Origin of the sequence: Microbacterium galbinum, from assembly GCF_023101185.1 — a bacterium.
GTDB lineage: Bacteria > Actinomycetota > Actinomycetes > Actinomycetales > Microbacteriaceae > Microbacterium > Microbacterium galbinum.
Genome location: NZ_CP078077.1, coordinates 3,351,369 through 3,372,872, shown reverse-complemented (window position 1 = coordinate 3,372,872; position 21,504 = coordinate 3,351,369). Strand labels below are relative to the sequence as shown.

Genomic DNA, 21,504 nt, shown 5'->3' with positions numbered 1-21,504 from the left:
CGCTCAGTCGGTGACGTGGATGCCGAGCCCCGCGGCGAACACGGGGGCGAGCTGCTGCACCTGGAAAGCCGTGAGCGTCGTGCCGCGCAGGCTGTTCGCGTCGAGGAAGGCGAGGGCGTCGAGTCCGCGCAGATCGACATCGGTCGCCCGCATGCCGCGGGTGTCGACCTCGTCGCTCGCCGAATCGGTGAAGCGCACCCGGGTGAGCTCCGCCTGGGGCATGTCGAGAGCGCGGATGCGGCATCCGATCACGTCGATGTCTTCGACGCGGGCCGCTCCCAGGTTGAGGTAGTCGATGCGGAGATCGCGGAGTTCGAGCTCGGACACCCGGGTGGTGCTGAGATCGAGCGTGCCGATGCGGCCGCCGGTCACCCGCAGGCGGCGGATGCCGGCGCCGCGGAGCTTGACCGACGCGGCGCGGATGCCGGTGACGTCGACGTCGAGCACGGTGGCCCCCGAGAGGTCGATCGTGTCGGCATCCGCGGTCACGACGCACTGCTCGAGCGAGGCGTAGGCGAGGTCGGCGTCGCCTGCGAGCTCGATACGTGCGGCGATGAGGTCGGCGTTGCGCGCGGCGACGGCGGCGTCGAGGTGATCGGGGAGGTCGGGAGGCGAGACGCGAGGTGCGACGGGGGTCTCGGGGGAGCGGGCCATTCCTCGAGCGTAGGGCGGAGCGCCGACACTCACGGGATCCCGCAGGCCCGCCGGGGCGCGTACACTGGAAGCACGAGCATCGATCCGGCATCACCGGGGAGCTCTCGGAAGAACGGCCCGGCGACGGGCTCAGTAGAACCGAGCGGGGCAGGCCCGTCACAGCCGCAGTGAGAGTGGCGTGAACGCACCGAGAGGGGCGGGAACGCACGCGAGGTGGTACCGCGGCCCGGCAGGGTCGTCCTCGCAGGAGCATCCGCCACGACGACCACTGCGAGACACGATGACCTACCCGCGTTCCTCCTTCGGCCCCGCCGCCGACGCCTCCGTCGCGCCCAGCCCCCGCTTCCCCCGGATCGAGGAGGAGGTGCTCGAGTTCTGGAAGACGGACGACACCTTCCGTGCCTCGATCGAGCAGCGTGAGGGCTCGCCCGAGTGGGTGTTCTACGACGGCCCTCCGTTCGCCAACGGCCTGCCGCACTACGGCCACCTGCTCACCGGCTACGCCAAGGACGTGTTCCCGCGCTTCCAGACGATGACCGGTCACAAGGTCGACCGCGTGTTCGGGTGGGACACCCACGGGCTCCCCGCCGAGCTCGAGGCGATGAAGCAGCTCGGCATCACCGAGAAGAGCGAGATCGAGTCGATGGGCATCGACGTCTTCAACGACAAGGCAAAGAGCTCGGTGCTCGCCTACACGCGCGAGTGGCAGGACTACGTCACCCGCCAGGCCCGCTGGGTCGACTTCGACCGTGGGTACAAGACGCTCGACCTCGGGTACATGGAGAGCGTGCTCTGGGCGTTCAAGACCCTGTACGACAAGGGCCTCGCCTACGAGGGCTATCGCGTGCTCCCGTACTGCTGGCGTGACGAGACCCCGCTCAGCGCCCACGAGCTGCGTATGGACGACGACGTGTACCAGATGCGTCAGGACCCGTCCGTCACCGTCACCTTCCCGCTCACGGGCGCGAAGGCGGAAGCACTCGGCCTCACCGCCGTGCGCGCCCTCGCGTGGACGACCACGCCGTGGACCCTCCCGACCAACCTCGCGCTCGCCGTGGGGCCCGACATCGAGTACGTCGTCGTGCCCGCCGGCCCGAACGGCGCGGCCGACGTGCACCAGGTCGCAGGATCCGCGGATGCCGCGGTCGAGGCCTCCGCCCACCGCTACCTTCTCGCCCGCGAACTGCTCGGCGGCTACGCGAAGGATCTCGGCTACGAGAGCGCCGAGGAGGCGCTCGCCGCGGTCGAGGCATCCGTTCGCGGATCCGAGCTGCAGGACGTCACGTACGACCGGCTCTTCGACTACTACGCGGATGCCGAGGTCTGGGGCACCGAGAACTCCTGGCGCATCCTGGTCGACGACTACGTGACGACGAGCGACGGCACCGGCATCGTCCACCAGGCCCCGGCCTACGGTGAGGACGACCAGCGGGTCGCGGGTGCCGCCGGCATCCCCACGATCCTGTCGCTCGACGACGGCGGGCGCTTCCTGCCGAGCGTGACCGACGTCGCCGGTGAGCTCTGGATGGACGCGAACACCCCGCTCGTGCGTCTGGTGCGCGAGAACGGCCGCCTCGTGCGTCTGCAGAGCTACGAGCACTCGTACCCGCACTGCTGGCGCTGCCGGAACCCCCTGATCTACAAGGCCGTGTCGAGCTGGTTCATCCGCGTGACGGACATCAAGGACGACATGCTCGCGAACAACGAGCAGATCACCTGGGTGCCCGAGAACGTCAAGCAGGGACAGTTCGGCAAGTGGCTCGAGGGCGCGCGCGACTGGTCGATCAGCCGTAACCGCTACTGGGGATCGCCGATCCCGATCTGGAAGAGCGACGACCCCGAGTACCCGCGCGTCGATGCCTACGGTTCGCTCGAGGACCTCGAGCGCGACTTCGGTACGCTGCCGCGCAATCCCGAGGGTGAGATCGACCTGCACCGCCCGTACATCGATGACCTGACGCGTCCGAACCCCGACGACCCCACCGGCAAGAGCACGATGCGGCGCATCGAGGACGTGTTCGACGTGTGGTTCGACTCGGGCTCGATGCCGTACGCCCAGGTGCACTACCCGTTCGAGAACCAGGAGTGGTTCGACACGCACGCACCCGCCGACTTCATCGTCGAGTACATCGGGCAGACCCGCGGGTGGTTCTACGTGATGCACGTGCTGTCGACCGCGCTGTTCGACCGCCCGGCCTTCACCGGCGTCAGCTGCCACGGCATCGTGCTCGGCAGCGACGGCTACAAGATGTCGAAGTCGCTGCGCAACTACCCGGACGTCTCCGAGGTGCTCGATCGAGACGGTTCCGACGCGATGCGCTGGTTCCTCATGTCGAGCTCGGTGCTGCGCGGTGGCAACCTCGCGGTGACGGAGGAGGGCATCCGCTCGGGCGTGCGGGAGTTCCTGCTGCCGCTGTGGAACTCGTGGTACTTCTTCGCCACCTACGCGAATGCGTCGGGTGACGGGTACGAGGCGTCGTGGCGCACCGATTCGACCGACGTGCTCGACCGGTACATCCTCGCGCGCCTCGGTGACCTCGTGCGCGAGGTGCGCGCCGACCTCGAAGGACTCGACTCGACCACCGCAGCCGGTCGCCTGCGCGACTTCGCCGAGGTGCTGACGAACTGGTACATCCGCCGCTCGCGCGACCGCTTCTGGGTGGGTGTGAGCGAGGACCCGAAGAGCCGCGAGGCCTTCGACACCCTCTACACCGTGCTCGAGACGCTCACCCGCGTCGCCGCGCCCCTCGTGCCGCTGATCAGCGAGCGCGTCTGGCAGGGACTCACGGGCGGGCGCAGCGTTCACCTGCAGGACTGGCCGGATGCCGCGGCGTTCCCCGCCGCCGACGAGATCCGCGACGCGATGGACGCCGTCCGCGAACTCTCGAGCGTCGGCAACGCGCTGCGCAAGAAGGAGAAGCTGCGCGTGCGTCTTCCGCTCGCGCGCCTCACCGTCGTGTCGCCGCTCGCCTCGACGCTGGGGCAGTTCGAGGACATCCTGCGCGAGGAGCTGAACGTGAAGTCGGTGGAGCTCGTGGCACTCGCCGACACCACCGCCCACGACTACGGCATCGACCACCGCCTCAGCGTGAACGCGCGAGCGGCCGGACCGCGCCTCGGCAAAGAGGTGCAGAAGGCCATCCAGGCCGCGCGCTCCGGCGACTGGTCGGAGGTCGACGGTGTGGTCACGGCCGGAGGCATCGCCCTGGAACCGGCCGAGTACGAGCTGGTGCTCGAGACGACGGGTCGCCCCGAGGGCGAGGCCCTCGCGATCGTGCCCACCGGAGGCTTCGTGCTGCTCGACACGCAGACGACCCCGGAGCTCGAGGCCGAGGGGTTGGCGCGCGACGTGATCCGCGCCGTGCAGGAGACGCGCAAGAACGCCGGCTTCGACGTGAGCGACCGCATCCGCCTGGACCTGCGGTTCGCGAGCGAGGAGGACGCGGATGCCGTCGCCTCCGCGTTCGAGATCGCGGATGTGGCGGGGGAGACGCTGGCCGTCGAGCACTCGCTGCACCGGGAGGACAGCCCCGTCGCAGGGGCCGAGTTCATCGCCGACATCGCGAAGGGCACGTACGCGAACCGTGCGGCCTTCACGATCGCCGTCTCCCGGATCGGCGGTGCCGCATGAGTGCTCGCGAACGGGCGGATGCCGTCTACGAGACCCTTCTGGGGCGCGCGGGCGAGCGCTGGGTGCAGCCGCGCAAGGAGCGCACCGCGCGCATCCTCGCCTTCCTCGACGACCCGCAGCGCACCTACCGCGTCGTGCACATCACCGGGACGAACGGTAAGACGTCGACCGCCCGGGTGATCGAGAGTCTGCTGCGCGCGCACGGTCTGCGCACGGGACTCTTCACGAGCCCGCATCTGGAGCGTTTCACCGAACGCATCATGATCGACGGCGAGCCGATCGACGACGCCGCCGTGGCCGACGCCTGGGACGAGATCGCCCCGTTCGTCGAGATCGTCGACGCCGAGCTCGAGGCCGCGGGCGACGCGCCGCTGACGTTCTTCGAGCTGCTGACGGTGCTCGCCTTCGTCGCCGTGGCGGATGCTCCGGTCGACGTGCTCGTGCTCGAAGTGGGCATGGGCGGCGAATGGGATTCGACCAACACGGCCGACGGCGACGTCGCCGTGTTCTCGCCCATCGACATCGATCACGCGGACCGCCTCGGCGACACGATCGCGAAGATCACCGAGGTCAAGGCCGGCATCATCAAGGACGGCGCAGCCGTCGTCTCGGCACAGCAGCCGGCCGAGGCAGCCGAGGTACTGCGCCGAGTCACCGCCGAGCGGGGAGCGACGATCGCCTTCGAGGGCGACGACTTCGGCCTCGCCGAGCAGAAGCTGGCGGTCGGCGGGCAGCTGCTCACCATCCGCGGCCTGGCCGGCGATTACGTCGAGGAGTACCTGCCGATCTACGGCGCCCACCAGGGCCACAACGCCGCCCTCGCCGTCGCGGCGGTCGAGTCGCTCATCGGTGGAGCGGCGCAGCGGATCGCCGACGACATCATGTCGGAGGGTCTGCAGGGCGCCACGTCGCCCGGCCGCCTGCAGCTGCTGGGTGTCGCCCCGACCGTCGTCGTCGACGCCGCCCACAACCCGCACGGTGCGAAAGCGCTCGTGCAGGCGCTGGACGACAGCTTCGACTTCGACGAGTGGGGTGTGGTGCTCGGGGTCCTGGCCGACAAGGACGCCGCGGGCATCGTCGCGCAGCTCGCTCCTGCGGCGGCGCACGTCTTCGCCACGGCCCCCGACTCCGATCGCGCGTCGGACGCCGATGTGATCGCCGACCTCGTCGAGCAGACGGGACAGCGCGCCACCGTGCATCCGACCCTCGCCGATGCGGCCGATGCCGCGCGGGAGTGGGCCGCGTCCAACGACCGCCGAGCGGTCGTCATCGCCGGATCGGTCGTGCTCGCGGGCGAGGCGATCGCCCTCGCCGAGGAAGAGGACTGGAAGTCCGGGTGGCGCGCATGACCTCCAGCGCCGCCGGCGGACGCGCTCCACGCCCGCCCCGTCCGCCTCGTACCCTCGTGCAGAAGCTCGCGCCGGTCGTGCTCGGCTTCGAGTCGATCGTCGTGTTCCTCGTCGGACTCACGATCTTCGGACTGCGCTCGCTCCCGCCGGCCATCCCGCAGTGGTGGGGGATCGTGGGCGGCATCGTGATGGCGCTGGTCTGCATCGCCATCGCCGGGATGATCACCCGGCCCTGGGCCATCACCGCAGGGTGGATCGTGCAGGTCATCATCGCCCTGTCCGCGATCCTGGTTCCGTCCATCCTGTTCGTCGTCCTGATTTTCGGCGGCATGTGGGCGTATGCGACCATCAAGGGGGCGCGGGTGGATGCACAACGCCCGACCGAGCCCTCGACCGAGACTCAGACAGAGAGTGAATGACATGGCCACCGAAGAAACCCTCGTCCTCGTCAAGCCCGACGGCGTCGCTCGCGGCCTCACCGGCGCGATCCTCGCCCGCATCGAGGCGAAGGGCTACGCGCTCGTCGACATCCGCCTCGTCGAGCCCGACCGCGACCTGCTCGCCGCGCACTACGCCGAGCACGAGGGAAAGCCGTTCTACGAGCCGCTCCTCGAGTTCATGCTGTCGGGGCCGTCGGTCGCGATCCGCCTCGCCGGCAACCGCGTGATCGAGGGATTCCGTTCCCTCGCCGGCACGACCGACCCGACGACCGCAGCCCCCGGCACGATCCGCGGCGACTTCGGCCGCGACTGGGGCCTCAAGGTCCAGCAGAACCTCGTGCACGGCTCGGACAGCCCCGAGAGCGCCGCACGCGAGCTCGGCATCTGGTTCGACTGAGTCGCACTCCATGAGAAAGGCCCGTCCGCTGCGGAAGCGGACGGGCCTTTCTCGTGTGCGGAGTCAGCCGCCGGTGATGATGCGCACCATCTCGCCGAGGAAGTCGATGCCCTTGGTCTGCGCCATCAGCACGATGATCGCGTAGGCGATGACCGTGGCCAGCGGCACCCACGCCATGAGCTTGTCGGCCCGCTGCTGCGCCCCTTCGTGGCGGGTGAAGGTGCCGTTGCGGGTGAGATGCAGCATGGTGGCGAAGAACGTCGGGATGGTCACGGCCCACGTGACCATGCACCACGGGCAAAGGACGATGAGGTCGTAGATGCTCTGCGAGATGAGCCAGCAGACGAAGCCGAAGGCGAAGGTGATGCCGACGCCGAAGAGGGCCCAGAACCAGCGCGGGAAGCGGGCGCCGGCGAGGATCGCGACACCGACGACGAGCGGTGCCATCCACCCGGTGAGGCCGAGGATCGGGTTCGGGAAGCCGAACACCGATCCCTGCCAGGACTCGAGGTTCTTGCCGCACTGGATGAAGGCGCTCAGATCGCACGACAGCGCGGCGTCCGGGTCGGCGAGGAGCACGAACTTCTCGACCGTGAGCTGGAAGGCGGCGAACCAGCCGATCACGCTCGCGATGATCAGCCAGACGGCGAAGATGACGGGGCGGGTGCGCTGCTCGCTCATCTGAGGATTATCTCAGCGACGGCTATGGATCGGGCGAGAACGGGGCCGGAGAAAATCTCCGGACGCGCACGGATGCCGCATTCTGCGGAACTTGGTGCGATAATGGCCTGTGACGCGATGAGCGGCCCAGCCGTGACACGTGTCGACGCAGACTTCGGGGCCCATGCCCCACGCGACCAGAGCTACGAGCCGGTCGCAGATCGAGTGAGTTCGCGGCACCCGCGGGTGCCGCATGAGTTTCGCGGAACACTCCGGTGATCCGCGCAGGGAGCAAGCCAGAGATGGCCGATGAGAACAATGACAACAACACCCCTACCCTCGACTTCTCGGCTGACGCCGCGGAAGAGCTGACGGAGTCCCCGACTCCCGAGGGCGAGACTCCGGAAGACGAGGCCCCGGCCGAGTCGGATGCTCCCGCAGAGGTCGCACAGGTCGAGGAGACCCTCGTGGCCGAGGACGAGTCCGCGGCCGAGGAAGAGCCCGGGGCCGAGGAAGAGTCCGCGGCAGAGGAGCCCTCGGCTGAGGAGAAGTCCGCCGCCGAGGAGGCTTCGGTTGAGGAGCCCGCCGCTCCCGAGGCATCTGCCGCTCCCGAGGAGCCCGCCGCGGTCACCGCCGTGTCGCTGGGTCTGCTCCCCGAGGTGTTCGTGTCGCAGGTCTCCACCCAGCTGCACTTCTACGCCCCCGAGATCGTGCCGCTGCCGGCACGCCCCGGTCGTGGCCCGGCTCCCGAGCGCGAGCTCGACGATGCCGACGGTGGTCGCCGCGGTCGCCGCCGTCGGGGCGGATCCGAGGGTGACGACCAGCGCGATGCTCCCCGTCAGCGCCAGCGCGTCGTCGAATACATCACCGAGCCGAAGGCGATCAAGGGCTCCACGCGTCTCGAGGCCAAGAAGCAGCGCCGCCGTGACGGACGCGACGCCGGTCGCCGCCGTCCGGTCGTCACCGAGGCCGAGTTCCTCGCCCGCCGCGAATCCGTCGACCGCAAGATGGTCGTCCGATCGAAGAACGGCCGCACGCAGATCGGCGTCCTCGAGGACGGGGTCCTCGTCGAGCACTACGTCGCGCGCAACCAGGACGCCTCCCTCATCGGCAACGTCTACCTCGGTCGCGTGCAGAACGTGCTCCCGAGCATGGAGGCCGCCTTCGTCGACATCGGCCGTGGCCGCAACGCCGTGCTCTACTCCGGCGAGGTCGACTGGGACGGCGTCGAGACCGGCAACCAGCCCCGTCGTATCGAGCTCGCCCTCAAGCCGGGCGACCGCGTGCTCGTGCAGGTCACCAAGGACCCGGTCGGCCACAAGGGCGCCCGCCTGACCAGCCAGATCTCGCTCCCGGGCCGCTACCTCGTGTACGTCCCCGGCGGTTCGATGAACGGCATCAGCCGCAAGCTGCCCGACAACGAGCGCGCGCGTCTCAAGCGCATCCTCAAGGAGGTGCTGCCGGAGTCGTCCGGCGTCATCGTGCGCACGGCCGCGGAGGGCGCGACGGAGGACCAGCTCACGCGCGACGTGCAGCGTCTGACCTCGCAGTGGGAGCACATCCAGAAGCAGGTCGAGAGTCAGCAGGCTCCCGCGCTGCTGCACGCCGAACCCGACCTGCTCGTCAAGATCGTCCGCGACGTCTTCAACGAGGACTTCACGAAGATGCTCATCCAGGGCGAGGAGTCGCAGCGCACGATCCGCTCCTACCTCGAGAGCGTCGCCCCCGACCTCCTCGAGCGCGTCGAGTCGTACGAGGACGCCGCCGACCCCTTCGACGCGTTCCGGATCACGGAGCAGATCGAGAAGGCGCTCGACCGCAAGGTCTGGCTGCCGTCGGGCGGTTCGCTCGTGATCGACCGTACCGAGGCCATGACCGTCGTCGACGTCAACACCGGGAAGTTCGTCGGCTCCGGCGGCAACCTCGAGGAGACGGTCACCAAGAACAACCTCGAGGCCGCCGAGGAGATCGTCCGCCAGCTGCGCCTGCGCGACATCGGCGGCATCATCGTGGTCGACTTCATCGACATGGTGCTCGAGTCCAACCGCGACCTCGTGCTGCGCCGTCTCATCGAGTGCCTCAGCCGCGACCGCACCAAGCACCAGGTCGCCGAGGTCACCTCGCTCGGTCTCGTGCAGATGACCCGCAAGAAGCTCGGCCTCGGCCTCCTCGAGACCTTCAGCGAGGCGTGCGAGGTCTGCGCCGGCCGCGGTGTGATCGTGCACCACGACCCCGTCGTCAAGCACCGCTCCAACGGAAACGGTGGGAACGGCAACGGGGGCAACGGCAACAACCAGAGCGGCCGCCGTCAGCGCGGTGGCAACGGTGGCGGACAGAGCCAGAGCGCCCCGCCCGCTGCGAACGTGACGCACAGCATCCCCGAGGGTGCGAAGTCGGCCCTCGCGCAGATCGCGGCATCCACGAAGGCTCCCGCCGAGGGTGCCGGCGACGCGGTCGTCGTTGACGAGGCGCCGGTCGAGGCGCCGGAGCGCGCGAAGAAGCCCCGCAAGAAGCGTGGGGCGGATCGCAAGCCCGCGCCGCGCAGCCAGGCCGAGCAGCTGCTCGACTCGGTGCTCGACGCCCTCCCGGAGCCGAAGGCACCGGGACAGGGTCGTGGACGTCGTCGGGTCAGCACCGCGGCGCTCACCGGAACCCCGGTATCGGTGAACGGCGAGGCGTCAGCGCCGGTCGCGAGCGGGGATCCTGAGGCCTGAGGCGATCAGGCGCCGGACGAGCTCCTTGCCGCCGACGTGCTGGGCGCCGCCGGCGACGAGCCGGGGGATGCTCTCCTCCGGCACGTCGTAGTGGTCCAGATCGAAGGCGCGCGGGGGGAGATCGTGGCTGAGCGCGAACGCGTGCAGCTCGTCGAGGCTCTCGTCGCTGACGAGGTGCGCCCACAGGCGTCCGTGCGCGGGCCAGAGCGGGTCGTCGACGAGAACGGTCATCCCGCAAGCCTATGACCGGACACACCCCTCGGCTCACTTTGCGAGTGGCTCCGGCATCCGGTAAAGTAGTCCCTTGGTGCGTATGCCGCGTCGTCCTCGTCGGTCGAAGCGGAGAGTCTTGCATTCGCACCCGTCGCCCCGCGGCGCATGCAAGCAACAGTCTTCCCGTGAGATTCTCGGAGCCGCGAGCTCCCCAACGAAACAGGTATGAAGTGGTTTACGCAGTAGTGCGCGCCGGTGGGCGGCAGGAGAAGGTCGAGGTCGGCACGATCGTTCAGCTCGACCGTGTGCAGGCTGCCCAGGGCGAGAAGATCGAGCTTGCCGCTGTGCTGCTCGTCGACGGCGCTACGGTGACCACCGACGCCGACAAGCTGGCCAAGGTCAAGGTCACCGCCGAGGTCATCGGCAACCTCCGCGGCCCGAAGATCATCATCCAGAAGTACAAGAACAAGACCGGCTACAAGAAGCGTCAGGGCCACCGTCAGGAGCTCACGCGCGTCAAGATCACCGGCATCAAGTAAGACCGAGGAGACCAGGACATGGCACACAAAAAGGGCGCAAGCTCCACCCGTAACGGTCGTGATTCCAACGCTCAGCGCCTCGGCGTCAAGCGCTTCGGCGGCCAGCAGGTCAACGCCGGCGAGATCATCGTCCGTCAGCGCGGCACCCACTTCCACCCCGGCGTGAACGTCGGCCGTGGCGGCGACGACACCCTGTTCGCGCTGTCCGCCGGTGCGGTGCAGTTCGGCGCGAAGGGCGGCCGCAAGGTCGTCAACATCGTCGCTGCAGGCGAGTAATCGCCGCACAGCAACAGACATCCGGTTCGGGGCGGGCTTCGGCTCGCCCCGTCCGTGTATCTGCCCACCGATTCCGATGGGCGACATCTACCACCTGAGGAGACCGACACATGGTCACGTTCGTCGATACCGTGACGCTGCACCTGCGCGCGGGTAAGGGCGGCAACGGCTGTGTCTCGGTGCACCGCGAGAAGTTCAAGCCTCTCGGTGGCCCGGACGGCGGCAACGGCGGAGACGGCGGCGACATCGTGCTCGTCGCCGACCCGCAGACCGGCACGCTGCTCTCGTACCACCACTCTCCGCACCGCTCGTCGCCCAACGGCGGATTCGGCATGGGCGATCACCGTGCCGGGTTCATGGGGGAGGACCTCGAGCTTCCGGTGCCCGTCGGAACCGTCGTGAAGAACACCGACGGCGACGTGCTGATCGACATGATCATCCCGGGCGAGCGTTTCGTGGTGGCGAAGGGCGGCCTGGGCGGCCTGGGCAACGCTGCTCTCTCGTCGCCCAAGCGCAAGGCGCCGGGCTTCGCGCTGCTGGGTACGCCGGGGTACGAGGGCGATGTCGTCCTCGAGCTCAAGACCGTCGCCGACGTGGCACTCGTGGGATACCCCTCGGCCGGCAAGTCGAGCCTGATCGGCGCGATCTCGGCCGCACGGCCGAAGATCGCCGACTACCCGTTCACGACGCTGCACCCGAATCTCGGTGTCGTGCAGGCCGGCGACGCGCGCTACACCGTCGCCGATGTGCCCGGGTTGATCGAGGGCGCCAGCGAGGGACGCGGTCTCGGGCTGGAGTTCCTGCGCCACGTCGAGCGCTGCTCCGCGCTGCTGCACGTGCTCGATTGCGCCACGCTCGAGCCGGGGCGCGACCCGCTCTCCGATCTCGACGTCATCCTCGCCGAACTGGCCGCCTACGAGGTGCCCGAGGGGCAGACCCCTCTGCTGGAGCGCCCGCAGTTCGTCGCCCTGAACAAGATCGACGTGCCCGAGGCGCGTGATCTCGCCGAGCTCGTCCGCCCCGATCTCGAGGAGCGCGGATTCCGCGTCTTCGAGATCTCCACCGTCTCGCACGAGGGTCTGCGTCCGCTGACCTTCGCTCTCGGTGAGCTCGTCGAGAAGGTGCGCGCCGAGCAGGCCGCCGTCGAGGTGCCCCGTGAGCGCGTCGTCATCCGTCCGCGCGGCTCCAAGAAGGAGTTCACGATCCGGGTCGAGGGCGGTACCTACGGCAACGTCTACCGCATCATCGGCGAGAAGCCCGTGCGGTGGGTGCAGCAGACCGACTTCCAGAACGAGGAGGCCGTCGGCTATCTCGCGGACCGGCTCGAGAAGCTGGGCGTCGAGGACGAGCTCTTCCGCCTCGGCGCGGTGCAGGGATCGACCGTCGTCATCGGCGAGGGCGACAGCATCGTCTTCGACTGGGAGCCGACGATGACCTCGGCCGCCGAACTCATGACGGCCCCGCGAGGGACCGACCCGCGTCTCGCGCCGAACGCCCGACGCACGACGTCGGAGCGTCGTGAGAACTACTACGAGCGAATGGATGCCAAGGCCGCGGCGCGCGCGGAGGTCGAGGCCCAGCGCCTCGCCGCCTATCGCGAAGAGGGCGAGTGACCGCACGCTCGCGTGCAGACCTCGCCACGGCTGCGCGCATCGTCGTCAAGGTCGGATCGTCGTCGATCAGCGGTGAGGCGTCCTGGCGCATCCCCGTTCTCGTCGAGGCCCTCGCGGCCGCGCACGGGCGGGGCACCGAGGTCGTCCTCGTCTCGTCCGGTGCGATCGCGTCCGGCATCCCGTTCCTGCGTCTCGACGCCCGCCCCACCGATCTCGCGACCCAGCAGGCGGCCGCGGCCGTCGGTCAGAACATCCTCGTCTACCGTTACCAGGAGGCACTGCGTCCGTTCGACATCGTCGCGGGCCAGGTGCTGCTGACGACCGGTGATCTCGAGAACCCCACCTCGCGCAGTAACGCCCGTCGCGCGATGGAGCGCCTTCTCGGGCTGCGCGTGCTCCCGATCGTCAACGAGAACGACACGGTGGCGACCCAGGAGATCCGCTTCGGCGACAACGACCGCCTGGGAGCCCTCGTCGCTCAGCTGATCGAAGCCGACGCTCTCGTGCTGCTCAGCGACATCGAGTCGCTCTACACGCGCCCGCCCTCCGATCCCGGTGCCGAGCCGATCGACGTGATCGCCGCGGATGCCGATCTGAGCGGACTCGAGTTCGGGGCGACGGTCGTGAACAGCGTCGGCACCGGGGGAGCGGCCACCAAGGTCTCCGCCGCCCGGCTCGCGGCCGCGTCGGGGATCGGCGTGCTCGTGACGAGTGCCGATCTGGTGGATCGGGCGCTCTCGGGCGCCGAGGTCGGCACCTGGTTCGAGCCCGCCGTCTGAGCGGGATCGGTGCGCCCTAGACTGGGCGGATGACCGATCAGACCCCGCAGGTGCGCCTCGAGCGCGCGAAGGAGGCGTCGCGCGCGACGGCCGCTCTGACCAGTGGCGACAAGGAGCGCGTTCTCGAGGAGATCGCCCTCGGACTCGAGCGCGACGCCGAGCGCATCATCGCCGCCAACGCGCTCGACATCGCGCGCGGAAACGAGAACGGGATCGGCGACTCGCTGATCGACCGTCTGCGCCTCGACGACAAGCGCGTCGCGGCTCTCGCCGCCGCCGTTCGCCAGGTCGCCGCGCTCCCGGACCCGGTGGGTCGCGTGGTGGGCGGGCATCGGATGCCGAACGGCGTCGCCCTCGAGCAGATCCGAGTGCCCTTCGGCGTGGTCGGCGCGATCTACGAAGCGCGGCCGAACGTCACGGTCGACATCGCCGCTCTCGCACTGCGTTCGGGAAACGCGGCCGTTCTCCGGGGCGGCAGCGCCGCGCGTGAGTCGAACACAGTTCTCGTCGAGGTCATGCGGGAGGCGCTGGTGCGATCCGGCGTCACCGCCGAGGCGATCCAGACCGTCGACGACTTCGGTCGGGACGGAGCCACGGCGCTCATGCACGGACGCGGCTACATCGACGTGCTCGTTCCGCGCGGGAGCGCAGGGCTCATCGAGACCGTCGTCACGGAATCGACCGTTCCGGTCATCGAGACGGGGGCCGGGAACGTGCACATCGTTCTCGACGAGTCGGCGCCGGACGACTGGGCCCGCGACATCGTGGTCAATGCGAAGGTGCAGAGGCCGAGCGTCTGCAACGCGGTCGAGACCGTTCTCGTGCATCGTCAGGCGGCGCCGCGTCTCGTGCCCCTCGTGGCCAGTGCGCTGCAGAGCGAGGGCGTGGCGATCCACGGCGACGACATGGTCGCCGGGCTCGTGTCCAACGTCATCCCGGCCACGGAGGAGGACTGGGCGACCGAGTACCTCAGCCTGGACATCGCGATCAAGGTGGTCGACGACCTCGACGAGGCTCTTGCGCACATCCGCCGCTACAGCACAGGTCACACCGAGTCGATCATCACGACCGACACCCGCAACGCCGAGCGTTTCCTCGCCGAGGTCGATTCCGCGGTCGTCATGGTCAACACCTCGACCCGCTTCACCGACGGCGGCGAGTTCGGCTTCGGCGCCGAGGTGGGCATCTCGACGCAGAAGCTGCATGCGCGGGGCCCGATGGGTCTCGCCGAGCTCACGAGCACGAAATGGCTGGCGCGTGGGTCGGGGCAGACGCGCGGCTGAGGGATAGACTGGATGGCGCTGCACTGACTCAGGTCACGAAACGGAGAAACGATGAACCTCATCGCACAGGTCGCGATGGCCGCTGCGGAAACCGAGCACCACGGCAACGTTGCCCTCGAGACCGTGATCTTCGGTGTGATCGCCGCGATCATCTTCGCCTTCCTCGGTCTCGTGACGCTGTCGTACCGCAACGTCGCCAACCGTCACTCGGCCAAGGCCGAGGCCTGGGCTGCGAAGCACGGCAAGGACGGCCACGGGGCAGGGCACGGCCACTAAGGAACTATGAAGACCGTGACCTCGCGCGCTCCGCGCATCGGTGTGATGGGTGGAACGTTCGACCCGATCCACCACGGTCACCTCGTCGCCGCCAGTGAGGTCGCGCACTCCTTCGATCTCGACGAAGTGGTCTTCGTCCCGACCGGGCGCCCCTGGCAGAAGTCGGACGTCACCCCGAGCGAGCACCGCTACCTGATGACCGTGATCGCGACGGCATCGAACCCGCAGTTCACCGTCAGCCGCGTCGACGTCGATCGCGAAGGGCCGACGTACACGATCGACACCCTGCGGGATCTGAAACGGGACCGACCGGATGCGGAGCTCTTCTTCATCTCGGGAGCGGATGCCGTGGCGCAAATTCTCAGTTGGAGGGACCATGATGAGTTGTGGGAGTTGGCCCACTTCGTCGCGGTCTCCCGGCCAGGACACGTCCTGAGCACGGATGGCCTCCCGAGCGACAACGTCAGCCAGCTGGAGGTGCCGGCCCTGTCGATCTCGTCGACCGCCTGCCGAGAGCGGGTCCGGGACGACCAGCCGGTCTGGTATCTCGTTCCCGACGGGGTCGTCCAGTACATCGCGAAGCATCATCTGTATCGGAGCAAGTCATGACTACATCGGATCAGCACGGCCAGGGTCCGCTGACACGCAAGCAGTTGCGTGAGATCCGACTGACCGGATCGACGCCCGTCATCACCGACGAGGAGGCGGCTGCCGCGCCCGCGCAGACGCGGGAGCCCGACGCCGTCGTCGAGAAGCCCGCCGTCGAGAAGCCTGCCGCGCAGAAGCCCGCCGCGCAGAAGCCCGCCGCTCAGAAGCCTGCTGAGCAGAAGCCCGCGCCCGTCGCAGAGGCTCCCGTTGCGGCGAAGCCCGCTCCCGTCGCCGAAGAAGCAGCCGCTCCCGCATCCGCGGCCGCCCCACTCACCCGCCGCCAGGCGCGTGACCAGGAGCGCGTGCGCACGGCATCCGTTCCCGTCGTCGAACCCGAAGACGCCACGCCGCTCGCTCCGGTGGAGCCGCCGGCACAGGAGCCGGAGCCGCAGGAGCAGCCCCCGGCCGATCAGACGCCGATCGTCTCCGCTGTGCCGGAGTTCTCGGCACCGGCCGCACCGGCCGTCTCGACCGACGACGACATCGATGAAGACGACGCGGAGGTCGCGATCACGCCCGTGAGCGCCGCGGGCGCGAGCGCAACCGTGGGCGAGATGCCTCTCGACGCGGCAGCCGAGGAGCCGCAGGAGGACGTCGACGACGTCGATGCCGTTCTGGGCCTCGACCAGGAACCCGCCCTCTCGGACACCGATGACGTGCTCGCCGACGTCGGAGACGACGATGAGGTCATCGCTCCCGATGAGCGCCCCACCGTGAACCCGGCCTTCGGGGCGTCCGTGATCGACAAGACGCAGAAGCCGTTCGCACCGTCGTTCGACGAGCTGCTCACGGTCGGCGATTCGAGCGGCTCTCAGCACACGTCTCCCAGCGCGCTGATCTTCACGCCCTCGCCGGGCGAGGGATCGCTCTCGGGACCGGTCGCATCGACCGGCGAGATCCTCGTCACCGGCTCCTACGAACTCCCGCGCGGCATCGGCTCCCAGGGTCACGCCCACGGCGTCGCCGACGGCAAGGACGTCGATGCCGTCCTCATCGACGGCGAACTGCCGCCCGCCTCTTCTCCCACGCCGATCGCCGCCAGCTCGGCGGTCAGCACCATCAAGCCCGCCGGCGAGGTCATCCGACCGCCCGCCCCCGAAAAGGGCAACAAACTCATGCTCATCCTTGCGATCGTTGCGGGTGGTCTCGCCCTCGCACTGGGCGTGGTCCTCGTCGTCGCCTTCACCACGAATGTGTTCTGATGCAATCACCTGAAACCGCTGAAGCCATGCTGCAGATCGCTGCCGCAGCCGCCGTCTCGAAGGGCGGTGAAGACCTCGTCGCGCTCAACGTCTCGGAGCCGCTTCCGCTCGTCGACATCTTCCTGCTCGTCACGGGAAACAGCGAGCGCAACGTCGCCGCGATCGCCGACGAGATCGAGGACCGTCTCATCGCGGAGGGCCACAAGCGTGTCCGGCGCGAGGGTCGCGCCGAGTCGCGCTGGGTCCTCATGGACTTCGGCGACCTGATCGTTCACGTCTTCCACCAGGAGGAGCGCGTGTACTACGGGCTCGAGCGCCTGTGGAAGGACTGCCCCGTCGTGCCGATCGACCTCCCGGAGCCCGTCGCGGGGGAGTGACCCCCTGCCGCGCCCACGAGAGCCGGGCGCGGCATCCTGCATGGATTCTGTCAAGGGTCTTCCCCGGCGGTATACCGGCGCGCACACTCTTTCTTAAGGGGAGAGAGTCTTGGAGGGCCGACATGACAGAGGATCCAAAACCGCGCTACGTGCTGCGTCGGATCACCCCGACCGAATGGGTGATCAACGACCAGCGCTTCCCTGCGAACGACCCGCGTCACATCGTCGCGTGCGTCTACGAATACGCCGAGACCGAGGTCGAGGTGGTGTGGGTGCGAGACCTGCCGCTCGCGATGCGTTATTCGAACGCCTTCGAGGTGCTCGCCGACGTCGAGCGCATGCACGGATCGAGCCGGGCCACCCGCCCGGTGCAGATTCCTCATCTCCCGCCGTTGCTGGCCAACTGAGTCGGCATCCGGAACGGGCGGATGCGATGGTTCGCACCCGCCCGCCGGACATCTCGTTCACTCGCCCTCTGCGGCGATCCGATCGGCCTCGGCGCTGTCGACCTGCGCGCCGTCGACATCAGTATCGACCTCTTCCGCGCCGTCGACCTCGAGCGTGGGGACTCCATCGCGATCATCGTCCGACTCGTTTCCGAGCGACGGGATCGGGGGGATCGGTGGGGGATTGGACATCGGATGCTCCTCTCGTCGGTGAGGTGACTCAGCCTAGGATTCGGCGATGGCGGTGAAGAGGCCGTTGACGTGTGCGGCCTCGGGCGGTAGGTCGGTGGTGGCGATCCCGATCGCCGAGGAATTCCCGCGTGTCGGCGTAATGAACCGGCGTTCGCGGCGTCTCCCTAGTGGGGCCGGACGGTGTGCACTCCGCCGGCTCGCACGATCACGAAGGAGTTCCATGTCCCCCACTGGAGTCGTCCCCCTGCCGTCCGCCGCACCCGCTCGCACCGGGATGGTCCGCGTCTCGCTCGTCGTCCGCGACGAGCGCGGGTTCACCCACTACTACGAAGAGGTCGAGACCACGGCGGATGCCGTACGCGATGCGTACGACCTCATGGCGCGCCGGTCTCCCGCCGTCGCCGGGTGACCGACGCCGACGACGCACCGATCCGGCATCCGTCCTTCGGATTTTCGACGCACGTCGGATGCCCGGCCCGCCCCGTGCTCTTAGCGTGAGGGGCACGGGAAGGGAGGTATCGCCGTGGAAGATATCCACCGAGCGGCGCTGGACGGGATCCAGCAGATGGAGCGAGAGCTCATCGTCCGCGATTTCGTCGCGGTGCTGAACGAGGGCGACGTGGGCGAACTGCTGCCGTTCCTCACCGAGGACGTCGTCTACCGTCCTTCGCACAACCGGGGCGTGACGGGCCGTCGGGAGATGCTGGCGATGATCGGGGAGATCAGGTCGCGCTTCGCGGAATGGTCGACGGCGCTCGTCACCGTCGCGGTGGCAGGAGACACCGTGCTCACCGAGCAGGTGCTGCACCTGCGCCTCCCGGAGGGCGAGAAGTGCGAGGTGCTGGGGTTCGGGAGCTTCCGCCTCGACGGCTCGCGGATCTGCACCTGGCATCAGGTGCACGCCTGAGCGGGCACCTCGGCGTCAGGCGGTCTCGCGTTCCTCACTGGCGCTCGCGTACCAGAGGCGCAGTGCGCTGCGGGAGTTGACGCCGGTCTTCGCGTAGAGGTGTCGGATGTGGGAGACCACGGTGTGCGGCGACATGAACAGCGCGTCGGCGATCTGCTGGGTCGTGGCCCCGAGCGCCACGCGCTCGATGACCTGGCGTTCGCGGGTCGAGAGCAGTTCGGGCGCCCCGCGCCGGGCCGGCCGGCGGCGGACACCCCGCGTGCGCAGCGCGCGCAGCACTCGACTCGCGTCACGCACGGCTCCGAGGGACTCGTAGATCTCCAGCGCTTCGTCGAGTGCTCGTCGTGCCTGCTGTTCGTCGCCGCCCACGAGGGGGCGCAGCTCCAGCACGCGGGCCAGCACCAGCGGACGCGACAGTCCGCGCAGGGCGGATGCTGCGGCGTCGAGTGCGGCGGGGTCTGCGCGGGTGCGCCCGACCACGGCATCGTGCACAGCGCGGGAGAAGACGCTGCCGGGGTTGAGCTCGCAGCGACGACTCGTGCGCTTCAGCACGGCGGCGATGGTCTCGGCGTCGTTCGTGCGTACGGCGAGGTCGGCGAGCACGATGTCGTCGGAGAAGTCCGACGGGGTCGTCATGGGAGGCACGGGTGCGTCGAGCCCCGCCCGGGCGAGATCGCTGGCGGAGACCGCATCGTCGAGTCGCCCCTCGTCGATGGCTTCGACGGCGAGGAGCCAGCGGCCGGCCTTCGTCACGGCCGTGCTCGTGGCGAGTGCCTCGACGATCGGCTTGGCCTGCGCGCGGATCTGCGCGTCGCCGGTGTGGAGAGAGATGCGGAAGAGCACGACCCCGGCCGTGGCGTTGGCGAAGTCTCCCAACCCCAGCTCGGCGGACAGCGCGAGCACGGCCTCGGCCAGCACACGGGCCTCGTCGATCCGGCCGCCGTCGTAGAGCACCCGGGTGCGCACCATCATCCAGAACGCCTCGGCCACCGCGCTGCCCGCTGCGCGTGCCTCGGACAGCCCGAGGTCGGCCAGCTGCAGGGCTTGCTCGGGATCGCCCATCGAGTTGTGCAGGAACGCGGGCCAGAGGCCTTCGGGGAGCCAGCGCGATGTGACGAGTCCGGCTTCCTCGGCGCGGCGGAGTGCGGCGTCGATGAGCTCCACCGCCCGATCGTGGTGGCCGCTGTTGAACTGATAGACCGAATCGGTCGCGTCGATGGTCGCCAGGGCGAGATGATCGGTCTCCGGATCGGCGACCTCCCGCGCGAGGGTGAGCGTCTGTTCCAGGCCGGCGAAGTCGGCGCGGTTCGCGCAGTTGAGCGCGCGGACGGCGAGGAGTTCGGCTCGAGTGCTGCGTGCGATCCCGCGGATGCCGAGCGCCTCGTCGCAGGTCGCGATCGCTCGATCGAACGAGAACTCGGTCTGGCGTCGGGCGACGGCCAGCAGAGCGCGGGCGCGCAGATCGGCGGAGAGATAGGGGGCGAGGGCGGTCGTGACCGCCTGGGCCTCGTCGTGGCGGCCGTCGGTCCACACCAGCGGGAGGAGTTCGGCGGCGCGAACGACCAGTCGCGGGACGTGCAGCGCGAGGCGGATCGCTGCGGCCGCCAGATCGGCGGCGAACGCGGAGTCGGTCGCCGAGATGTCCCGAGCGGCCTCGGCGACCAGGACGAAGGAGTCCTCGTCGCCGGGCTCCGCCGCCTCGATCAGAGCGGGCGCGACAGCCGATGCAGGCTCGCCCGACGACAGGCGCACCCGCACGACCTCTCGGAGCAGCGCGGGGCGGATGGGTGACGCGATCGACGCGTCGGCCGCTTCCCGCAGGGTGTCGTGGGTGAAGGCGAGAGCCGCGCCGTCCCCGACGAGGATCGACTCCGCGAGAAGCTCGTCGACCGATGGCGCGACGGACGCCGCCGAGAGGTCCAGCACGCGGAGCACGTCGCGCAGGCGGAACCTGCGTCCGAACAGACTCGCCACCTGCGCGAATCGCCGGGCGGTCGGTGAGATCGAGGAGAGTCGTTCGCGCGCGGCCGCACCGAACCTCGCCGGCACGGCGGCATCCACCGCGTCGACGGACCCCGCGTGTCGGGCCAGGAGGTGCTCCTCGCGGAGCCCGCGCACGAGTTCGACGACGAGGAGGGGAACGTTGGCCGTCTGGTCGAGTGCCGCACGCAGCACAGGACCGGGGGTACCACCGGCGATGTCGGCGGCGATCTCCGCCGATGCCGAGGAGTCGAGCGGTGCGAGCTCGATGACGAGACCTTCCGCGGCGATGTGCGCTGCCGCACGAGCATGCGCGGAAGGGAGGACGCCGTCGCGTGCGGCGACGAGCCACGCGACGGGCTGGTCGGCGAGTCCGCGCACGAGCGCGATGAGCGTGGTCACGGATGCGGTGTCGAGCCACTGCAGGTCGTCGATGACGATCAGGAGAGGATGCTCGGCCGCGGCCTGCTCGAGACGGTCGAGGAGCAGACGGGTGACCCAGTACCGGTGCTCGCCGCCGGAGAGCACCGGCTGCAGATCGGCGGGTGTCAGCAGCGGGGAGGATCCGCGCAGCGACGCCTCGAGGATGGCCGCGAGAGGCACGGTCGATTCGTCGACGTCCGGGGCGATGACCAGCGTGCGCCAGTCGGACACCGAAGCGCGGGCGAGCACTTCGGCGAGCAATCGCGTCTTACCGATGCCCGGCATGCCGCGCACCAGAACCGGACCGCCGGCGCCGGCGCCGTCGCGCACGGAGGTGAGCACGTCGAGGATGTCCGTCAGAGCGTCGTCGCGACCGCGGAGAGGAGCCGCGTGCGCCGCGGGGGAGCCGGCGAGGAGAGCGCGGTCGGATCCGACGGCTCCGCCATCGGATGTATCGTGCATGATCCGATTATGACGGATACGCACGGCGAAGCTGATCACGCCG

General features: G+C 69.3%; 22 protein-coding genes. 17 read left to right on the top strand and 5 right to left on the bottom strand.

Features of this window, described 5'->3' with window-relative positions; translation table 11 throughout:
* Positions 1 to 3: 3 nt before the first annotated feature.
* A complete protein-coding gene (locus tag KV396_RS16345; protein ID WP_247956372.1) occupies positions 4 to 654 on the bottom strand; it encodes a pentapeptide repeat-containing protein in 651 nt (216 codons plus the stop codon).
* A 280-nt stretch (positions 655 to 934) separates the two neighbouring features.
* On the opposite strand from KV396_RS16345, the gene ileS reads away from it, so the two are divergent.
* Genes ileS through ndk form a run of 4 tightly spaced genes read left to right on the top strand, consistent with a single transcriptional unit; the run spans position 935 to position 6,471 of the window.
* Entirely contained in the window at positions 935 to 4,285 is a 3,351-nt protein-coding gene (ileS, locus tag KV396_RS16340; RefSeq protein WP_247956371.1) for an isoleucine--tRNA ligase, read from the top strand.
* Positions 4,282 to 5,634: a bifunctional folylpolyglutamate synthase/dihydrofolate synthase gene (locus KV396_RS16335; protein WP_247956370.1), complete on the top strand. Its 1,353-nt coding sequence runs from the start codon at positions 4,282 to 4,284 to the stop codon at positions 5,632 to 5,634. The genes ileS and KV396_RS16335 overlap by 4 nt, the downstream gene beginning before the upstream one ends.
* Complete coding sequence (locus KV396_RS16330) at positions 5,631 to 6,053, top strand: DUF4233 domain-containing protein (protein ID WP_247622155.1); 423 nt, start codon at positions 5,631 to 5,633, stop codon at positions 6,051 to 6,053. Before KV396_RS16335 ends, KV396_RS16330 begins: the two co-directional genes overlap by 4 nt.
* A gap of 1 nt (position 6,054) precedes the next feature.
* A complete protein-coding gene (gene ndk, locus KV396_RS16325; RefSeq protein WP_067120383.1) occupies positions 6,055 to 6,471 on the top strand; it encodes a nucleoside-diphosphate kinase in 417 nt (138 codons plus the stop codon).
* 63 nt (positions 6,472 to 6,534) lie between these two features.
* On the opposite strand, the gene KV396_RS16320 is transcribed toward ndk, so the two are convergent.
* Positions 6,535 to 7,152 carry a vitamin K epoxide reductase family protein gene (locus tag KV396_RS16320; RefSeq protein ID WP_247631995.1) on the bottom strand — a complete coding sequence of 206 codons (618 nt, stop codon included), beginning with the start codon at positions 7,150 to 7,152 and terminating at the stop codon, positions 6,535 to 6,537.
* 281 nt (positions 7,153 to 7,433) lie between these two features.
* Between KV396_RS16320 and KV396_RS16315 the strand changes: the two genes are divergently transcribed.
* Positions 7,434 to 9,845, top strand: coding sequence for an Rne/Rng family ribonuclease (locus KV396_RS16315; protein WP_247956369.1), 2,412 nt, complete (start codon positions 7,434 to 7,436; stop codon positions 9,843 to 9,845).
* On the opposite strand, the gene KV396_RS16310 is transcribed toward KV396_RS16315, so the two are convergent.
* A complete protein-coding gene (locus tag KV396_RS16310; protein WP_247622158.1) occupies positions 9,810 to 10,076 on the bottom strand; it encodes a DUF4031 domain-containing protein in 267 nt (88 codons plus the stop codon). The genes KV396_RS16315 and KV396_RS16310 overlap by 36 nt on opposite strands.
* Before the next feature lie 212 nt (positions 10,077 to 10,288).
* Between KV396_RS16310 and rplU the strand changes: the two genes are divergently transcribed.
* The 10 genes from rplU (at position 10,289) to KV396_RS16260 (ending at position 17,458) form a co-directional block, all read left to right on the top strand.
* A complete protein-coding gene (rplU, locus tag KV396_RS16305) occupies positions 10,289 to 10,597 on the top strand; it encodes a 50S ribosomal protein L21 (protein WP_247622159.1) in 309 nt (102 codons plus the stop codon).
* A gap of 18 nt (positions 10,598 to 10,615) precedes the next feature.
* The gene (gene rpmA / locus KV396_RS16300) at positions 10,616 to 10,873 is read left to right on the top strand and encodes a 50S ribosomal protein L27 (RefSeq protein ID WP_247622160.1); all 258 of its coding nucleotides are present in this window, start codon (positions 10,616 to 10,618) and stop codon (positions 10,871 to 10,873) included.
* A gap of 110 nt (positions 10,874 to 10,983) precedes the next feature.
* Entirely contained in the window at positions 10,984 to 12,486 is a 1,503-nt protein-coding gene (obgE, locus tag KV396_RS16295) for a GTPase ObgE (RefSeq protein ID WP_247622161.1), read from the top strand.
* Complete coding sequence (gene proB, locus KV396_RS16290) at positions 12,483 to 13,265, top strand: glutamate 5-kinase (RefSeq protein WP_247631998.1); 783 nt, start codon at positions 12,483 to 12,485, stop codon at positions 13,263 to 13,265. Before obgE ends, proB begins: the two co-directional genes overlap by 4 nt.
* A gap of 29 nt (positions 13,266 to 13,294) precedes the next feature.
* On the top strand, positions 13,295 to 14,548 hold the full coding sequence (locus KV396_RS16285; protein WP_247956368.1) for a glutamate-5-semialdehyde dehydrogenase: 1,254 nt from the start codon (positions 13,295 to 13,297) through the stop codon (positions 14,546 to 14,548).
* Between the two features lie 51 nt (positions 14,549 to 14,599).
* Positions 14,600 to 14,824: a hypothetical protein gene (locus KV396_RS16280; protein ID WP_247632000.1), complete on the top strand. Its 225-nt coding sequence runs from the start codon at positions 14,600 to 14,602 to the stop codon at positions 14,822 to 14,824.
* A gap of 6 nt (positions 14,825 to 14,830) precedes the next feature.
* Positions 14,831 to 15,433, top strand: a complete 603-nt coding sequence (gene nadD, locus KV396_RS16275; protein ID WP_247622165.1) for a nicotinate-nucleotide adenylyltransferase — start codon at positions 14,831 to 14,833, stop codon at positions 15,431 to 15,433.
* Complete coding sequence (locus KV396_RS16270) at positions 15,430 to 16,674, top strand: hypothetical protein (protein ID WP_247956367.1); 1,245 nt, start codon at positions 15,430 to 15,432, stop codon at positions 16,672 to 16,674. The genes nadD and KV396_RS16270 overlap by 4 nt, the downstream gene beginning before the upstream one ends.
* Positions 16,674 to 17,051: a ribosome silencing factor gene (rsfS, locus tag KV396_RS16265; RefSeq protein ID WP_336640150.1), complete on the top strand. Its 378-nt coding sequence runs from the start codon at positions 16,674 to 16,676 to the stop codon at positions 17,049 to 17,051. Before KV396_RS16270 ends, rsfS begins: the two co-directional genes overlap by 1 nt.
* Before the next feature lie 122 nt (positions 17,052 to 17,173).
* Positions 17,174 to 17,458 carry a hypothetical protein gene (locus KV396_RS16260; protein ID WP_247956366.1) on the top strand — a complete coding sequence of 95 codons (285 nt, stop codon included), beginning with the start codon at positions 17,174 to 17,176 and terminating at the stop codon, positions 17,456 to 17,458.
* A gap of 57 nt (positions 17,459 to 17,515) precedes the next feature.
* Here the strand turns inward: KV396_RS16260 and KV396_RS16255 are convergent, their stop codons facing one another.
* On the bottom strand, positions 17,516 to 17,689 hold the full coding sequence (locus KV396_RS16255) for a hypothetical protein (RefSeq protein ID WP_247956365.1): 174 nt from the start codon (positions 17,687 to 17,689) through the stop codon (positions 17,516 to 17,518).
* A gap of 220 nt (positions 17,690 to 17,909) precedes the next feature.
* On the opposite strand from KV396_RS16255, the gene KV396_RS16250 reads away from it, so the two are divergent.
* Positions 17,910 to 18,098, top strand: coding sequence for a hypothetical protein (locus tag KV396_RS16250; RefSeq protein WP_247632003.1), 189 nt, complete (start codon positions 17,910 to 17,912; stop codon positions 18,096 to 18,098).
* 114 nt (positions 18,099 to 18,212) lie between these two features.
* Positions 18,213 to 18,596 carry a nuclear transport factor 2 family protein gene (locus KV396_RS16245; RefSeq protein WP_247956364.1) on the top strand — a complete coding sequence of 128 codons (384 nt, stop codon included), beginning with the start codon at positions 18,213 to 18,215 and terminating at the stop codon, positions 18,594 to 18,596.
* A gap of 15 nt (positions 18,597 to 18,611) precedes the next feature.
* Here the strand turns inward: KV396_RS16245 and KV396_RS16240 are convergent, their stop codons facing one another.
* Entirely contained in the window at positions 18,612 to 21,461 is a 2,850-nt protein-coding gene (locus KV396_RS16240; protein WP_247956363.1) for a helix-turn-helix transcriptional regulator, read from the bottom strand.
* Positions 21,462 to 21,504: the final 43 nt, after the last annotated feature.

Coding starts and splice junctions, on each gene's coding strand:
- KV396_RS16345 (WP_247956372.1), bottom strand. CDS start 654: ATGGCCCGCTCCCCCGAGACCCCCGTCGCACCTCGCGTCTCGCCTCCC.
- ileS (WP_247956371.1), top strand. CDS start 935: ATGACCTACCCGCGTTCCTCCTTCGGCCCCGCCGCCGACGCCTCCGTC.
- KV396_RS16335 (WP_247956370.1), top strand. CDS start 4,282: ATGAGTGCTCGCGAACGGGCGGATGCCGTCTACGAGACCCTTCTGGGG.
- KV396_RS16330 (WP_247622155.1), top strand. CDS start 5,631: ATGACCTCCAGCGCCGCCGGCGGACGCGCTCCACGCCCGCCCCGTCCG.
- ndk (WP_067120383.1), top strand. CDS start 6,055: ATGGCCACCGAAGAAACCCTCGTCCTCGTCAAGCCCGACGGCGTCGCT.
- KV396_RS16320 (WP_247631995.1), bottom strand. CDS start 7,152: ATGAGCGAGCAGCGCACCCGCCCCGTCATCTTCGCCGTCTGGCTGATC.
- KV396_RS16315 (WP_247956369.1), top strand. CDS start 7,434: ATGGCCGATGAGAACAATGACAACAACACCCCTACCCTCGACTTCTCG.
- KV396_RS16310 (WP_247622158.1), bottom strand. CDS start 10,076: ATGACCGTTCTCGTCGACGACCCGCTCTGGCCCGCGCACGGACGCCTG.
- rpmA (WP_247622160.1), top strand. CDS start 10,616: ATGGCACACAAAAAGGGCGCAAGCTCCACCCGTAACGGTCGTGATTCC.
- obgE (WP_247622161.1), top strand. CDS start 10,984: ATGGTCACGTTCGTCGATACCGTGACGCTGCACCTGCGCGCGGGTAAG.
- KV396_RS16285 (WP_247956368.1), top strand. CDS start 13,295: ATGACCGATCAGACCCCGCAGGTGCGCCTCGAGCGCGCGAAGGAGGCG.
- KV396_RS16280 (WP_247632000.1), top strand. CDS start 14,600: ATGAACCTCATCGCACAGGTCGCGATGGCCGCTGCGGAAACCGAGCAC.
- nadD (WP_247622165.1), top strand. CDS start 14,831: ATGAAGACCGTGACCTCGCGCGCTCCGCGCATCGGTGTGATGGGTGGA.
- KV396_RS16270 (WP_247956367.1), top strand. CDS start 15,430: ATGACTACATCGGATCAGCACGGCCAGGGTCCGCTGACACGCAAGCAG.
- rsfS (WP_336640150.1), top strand. CDS start 16,674: ATGCAATCACCTGAAACCGCTGAAGCCATGCTGCAGATCGCTGCCGCA.
- KV396_RS16260 (WP_247956366.1), top strand. CDS start 17,174: ATGACAGAGGATCCAAAACCGCGCTACGTGCTGCGTCGGATCACCCCG.
- KV396_RS16255 (WP_247956365.1), bottom strand. CDS start 17,689: ATGTCCAATCCCCCACCGATCCCCCCGATCCCGTCGCTCGGAAACGAG.
- KV396_RS16250 (WP_247632003.1), top strand. CDS start 17,910: ATGTCCCCCACTGGAGTCGTCCCCCTGCCGTCCGCCGCACCCGCTCGC.
- KV396_RS16240 (WP_247956363.1), bottom strand. CDS start 21,461: ATGCACGATACATCCGATGGCGGAGCCGTCGGATCCGACCGCGCTCTC.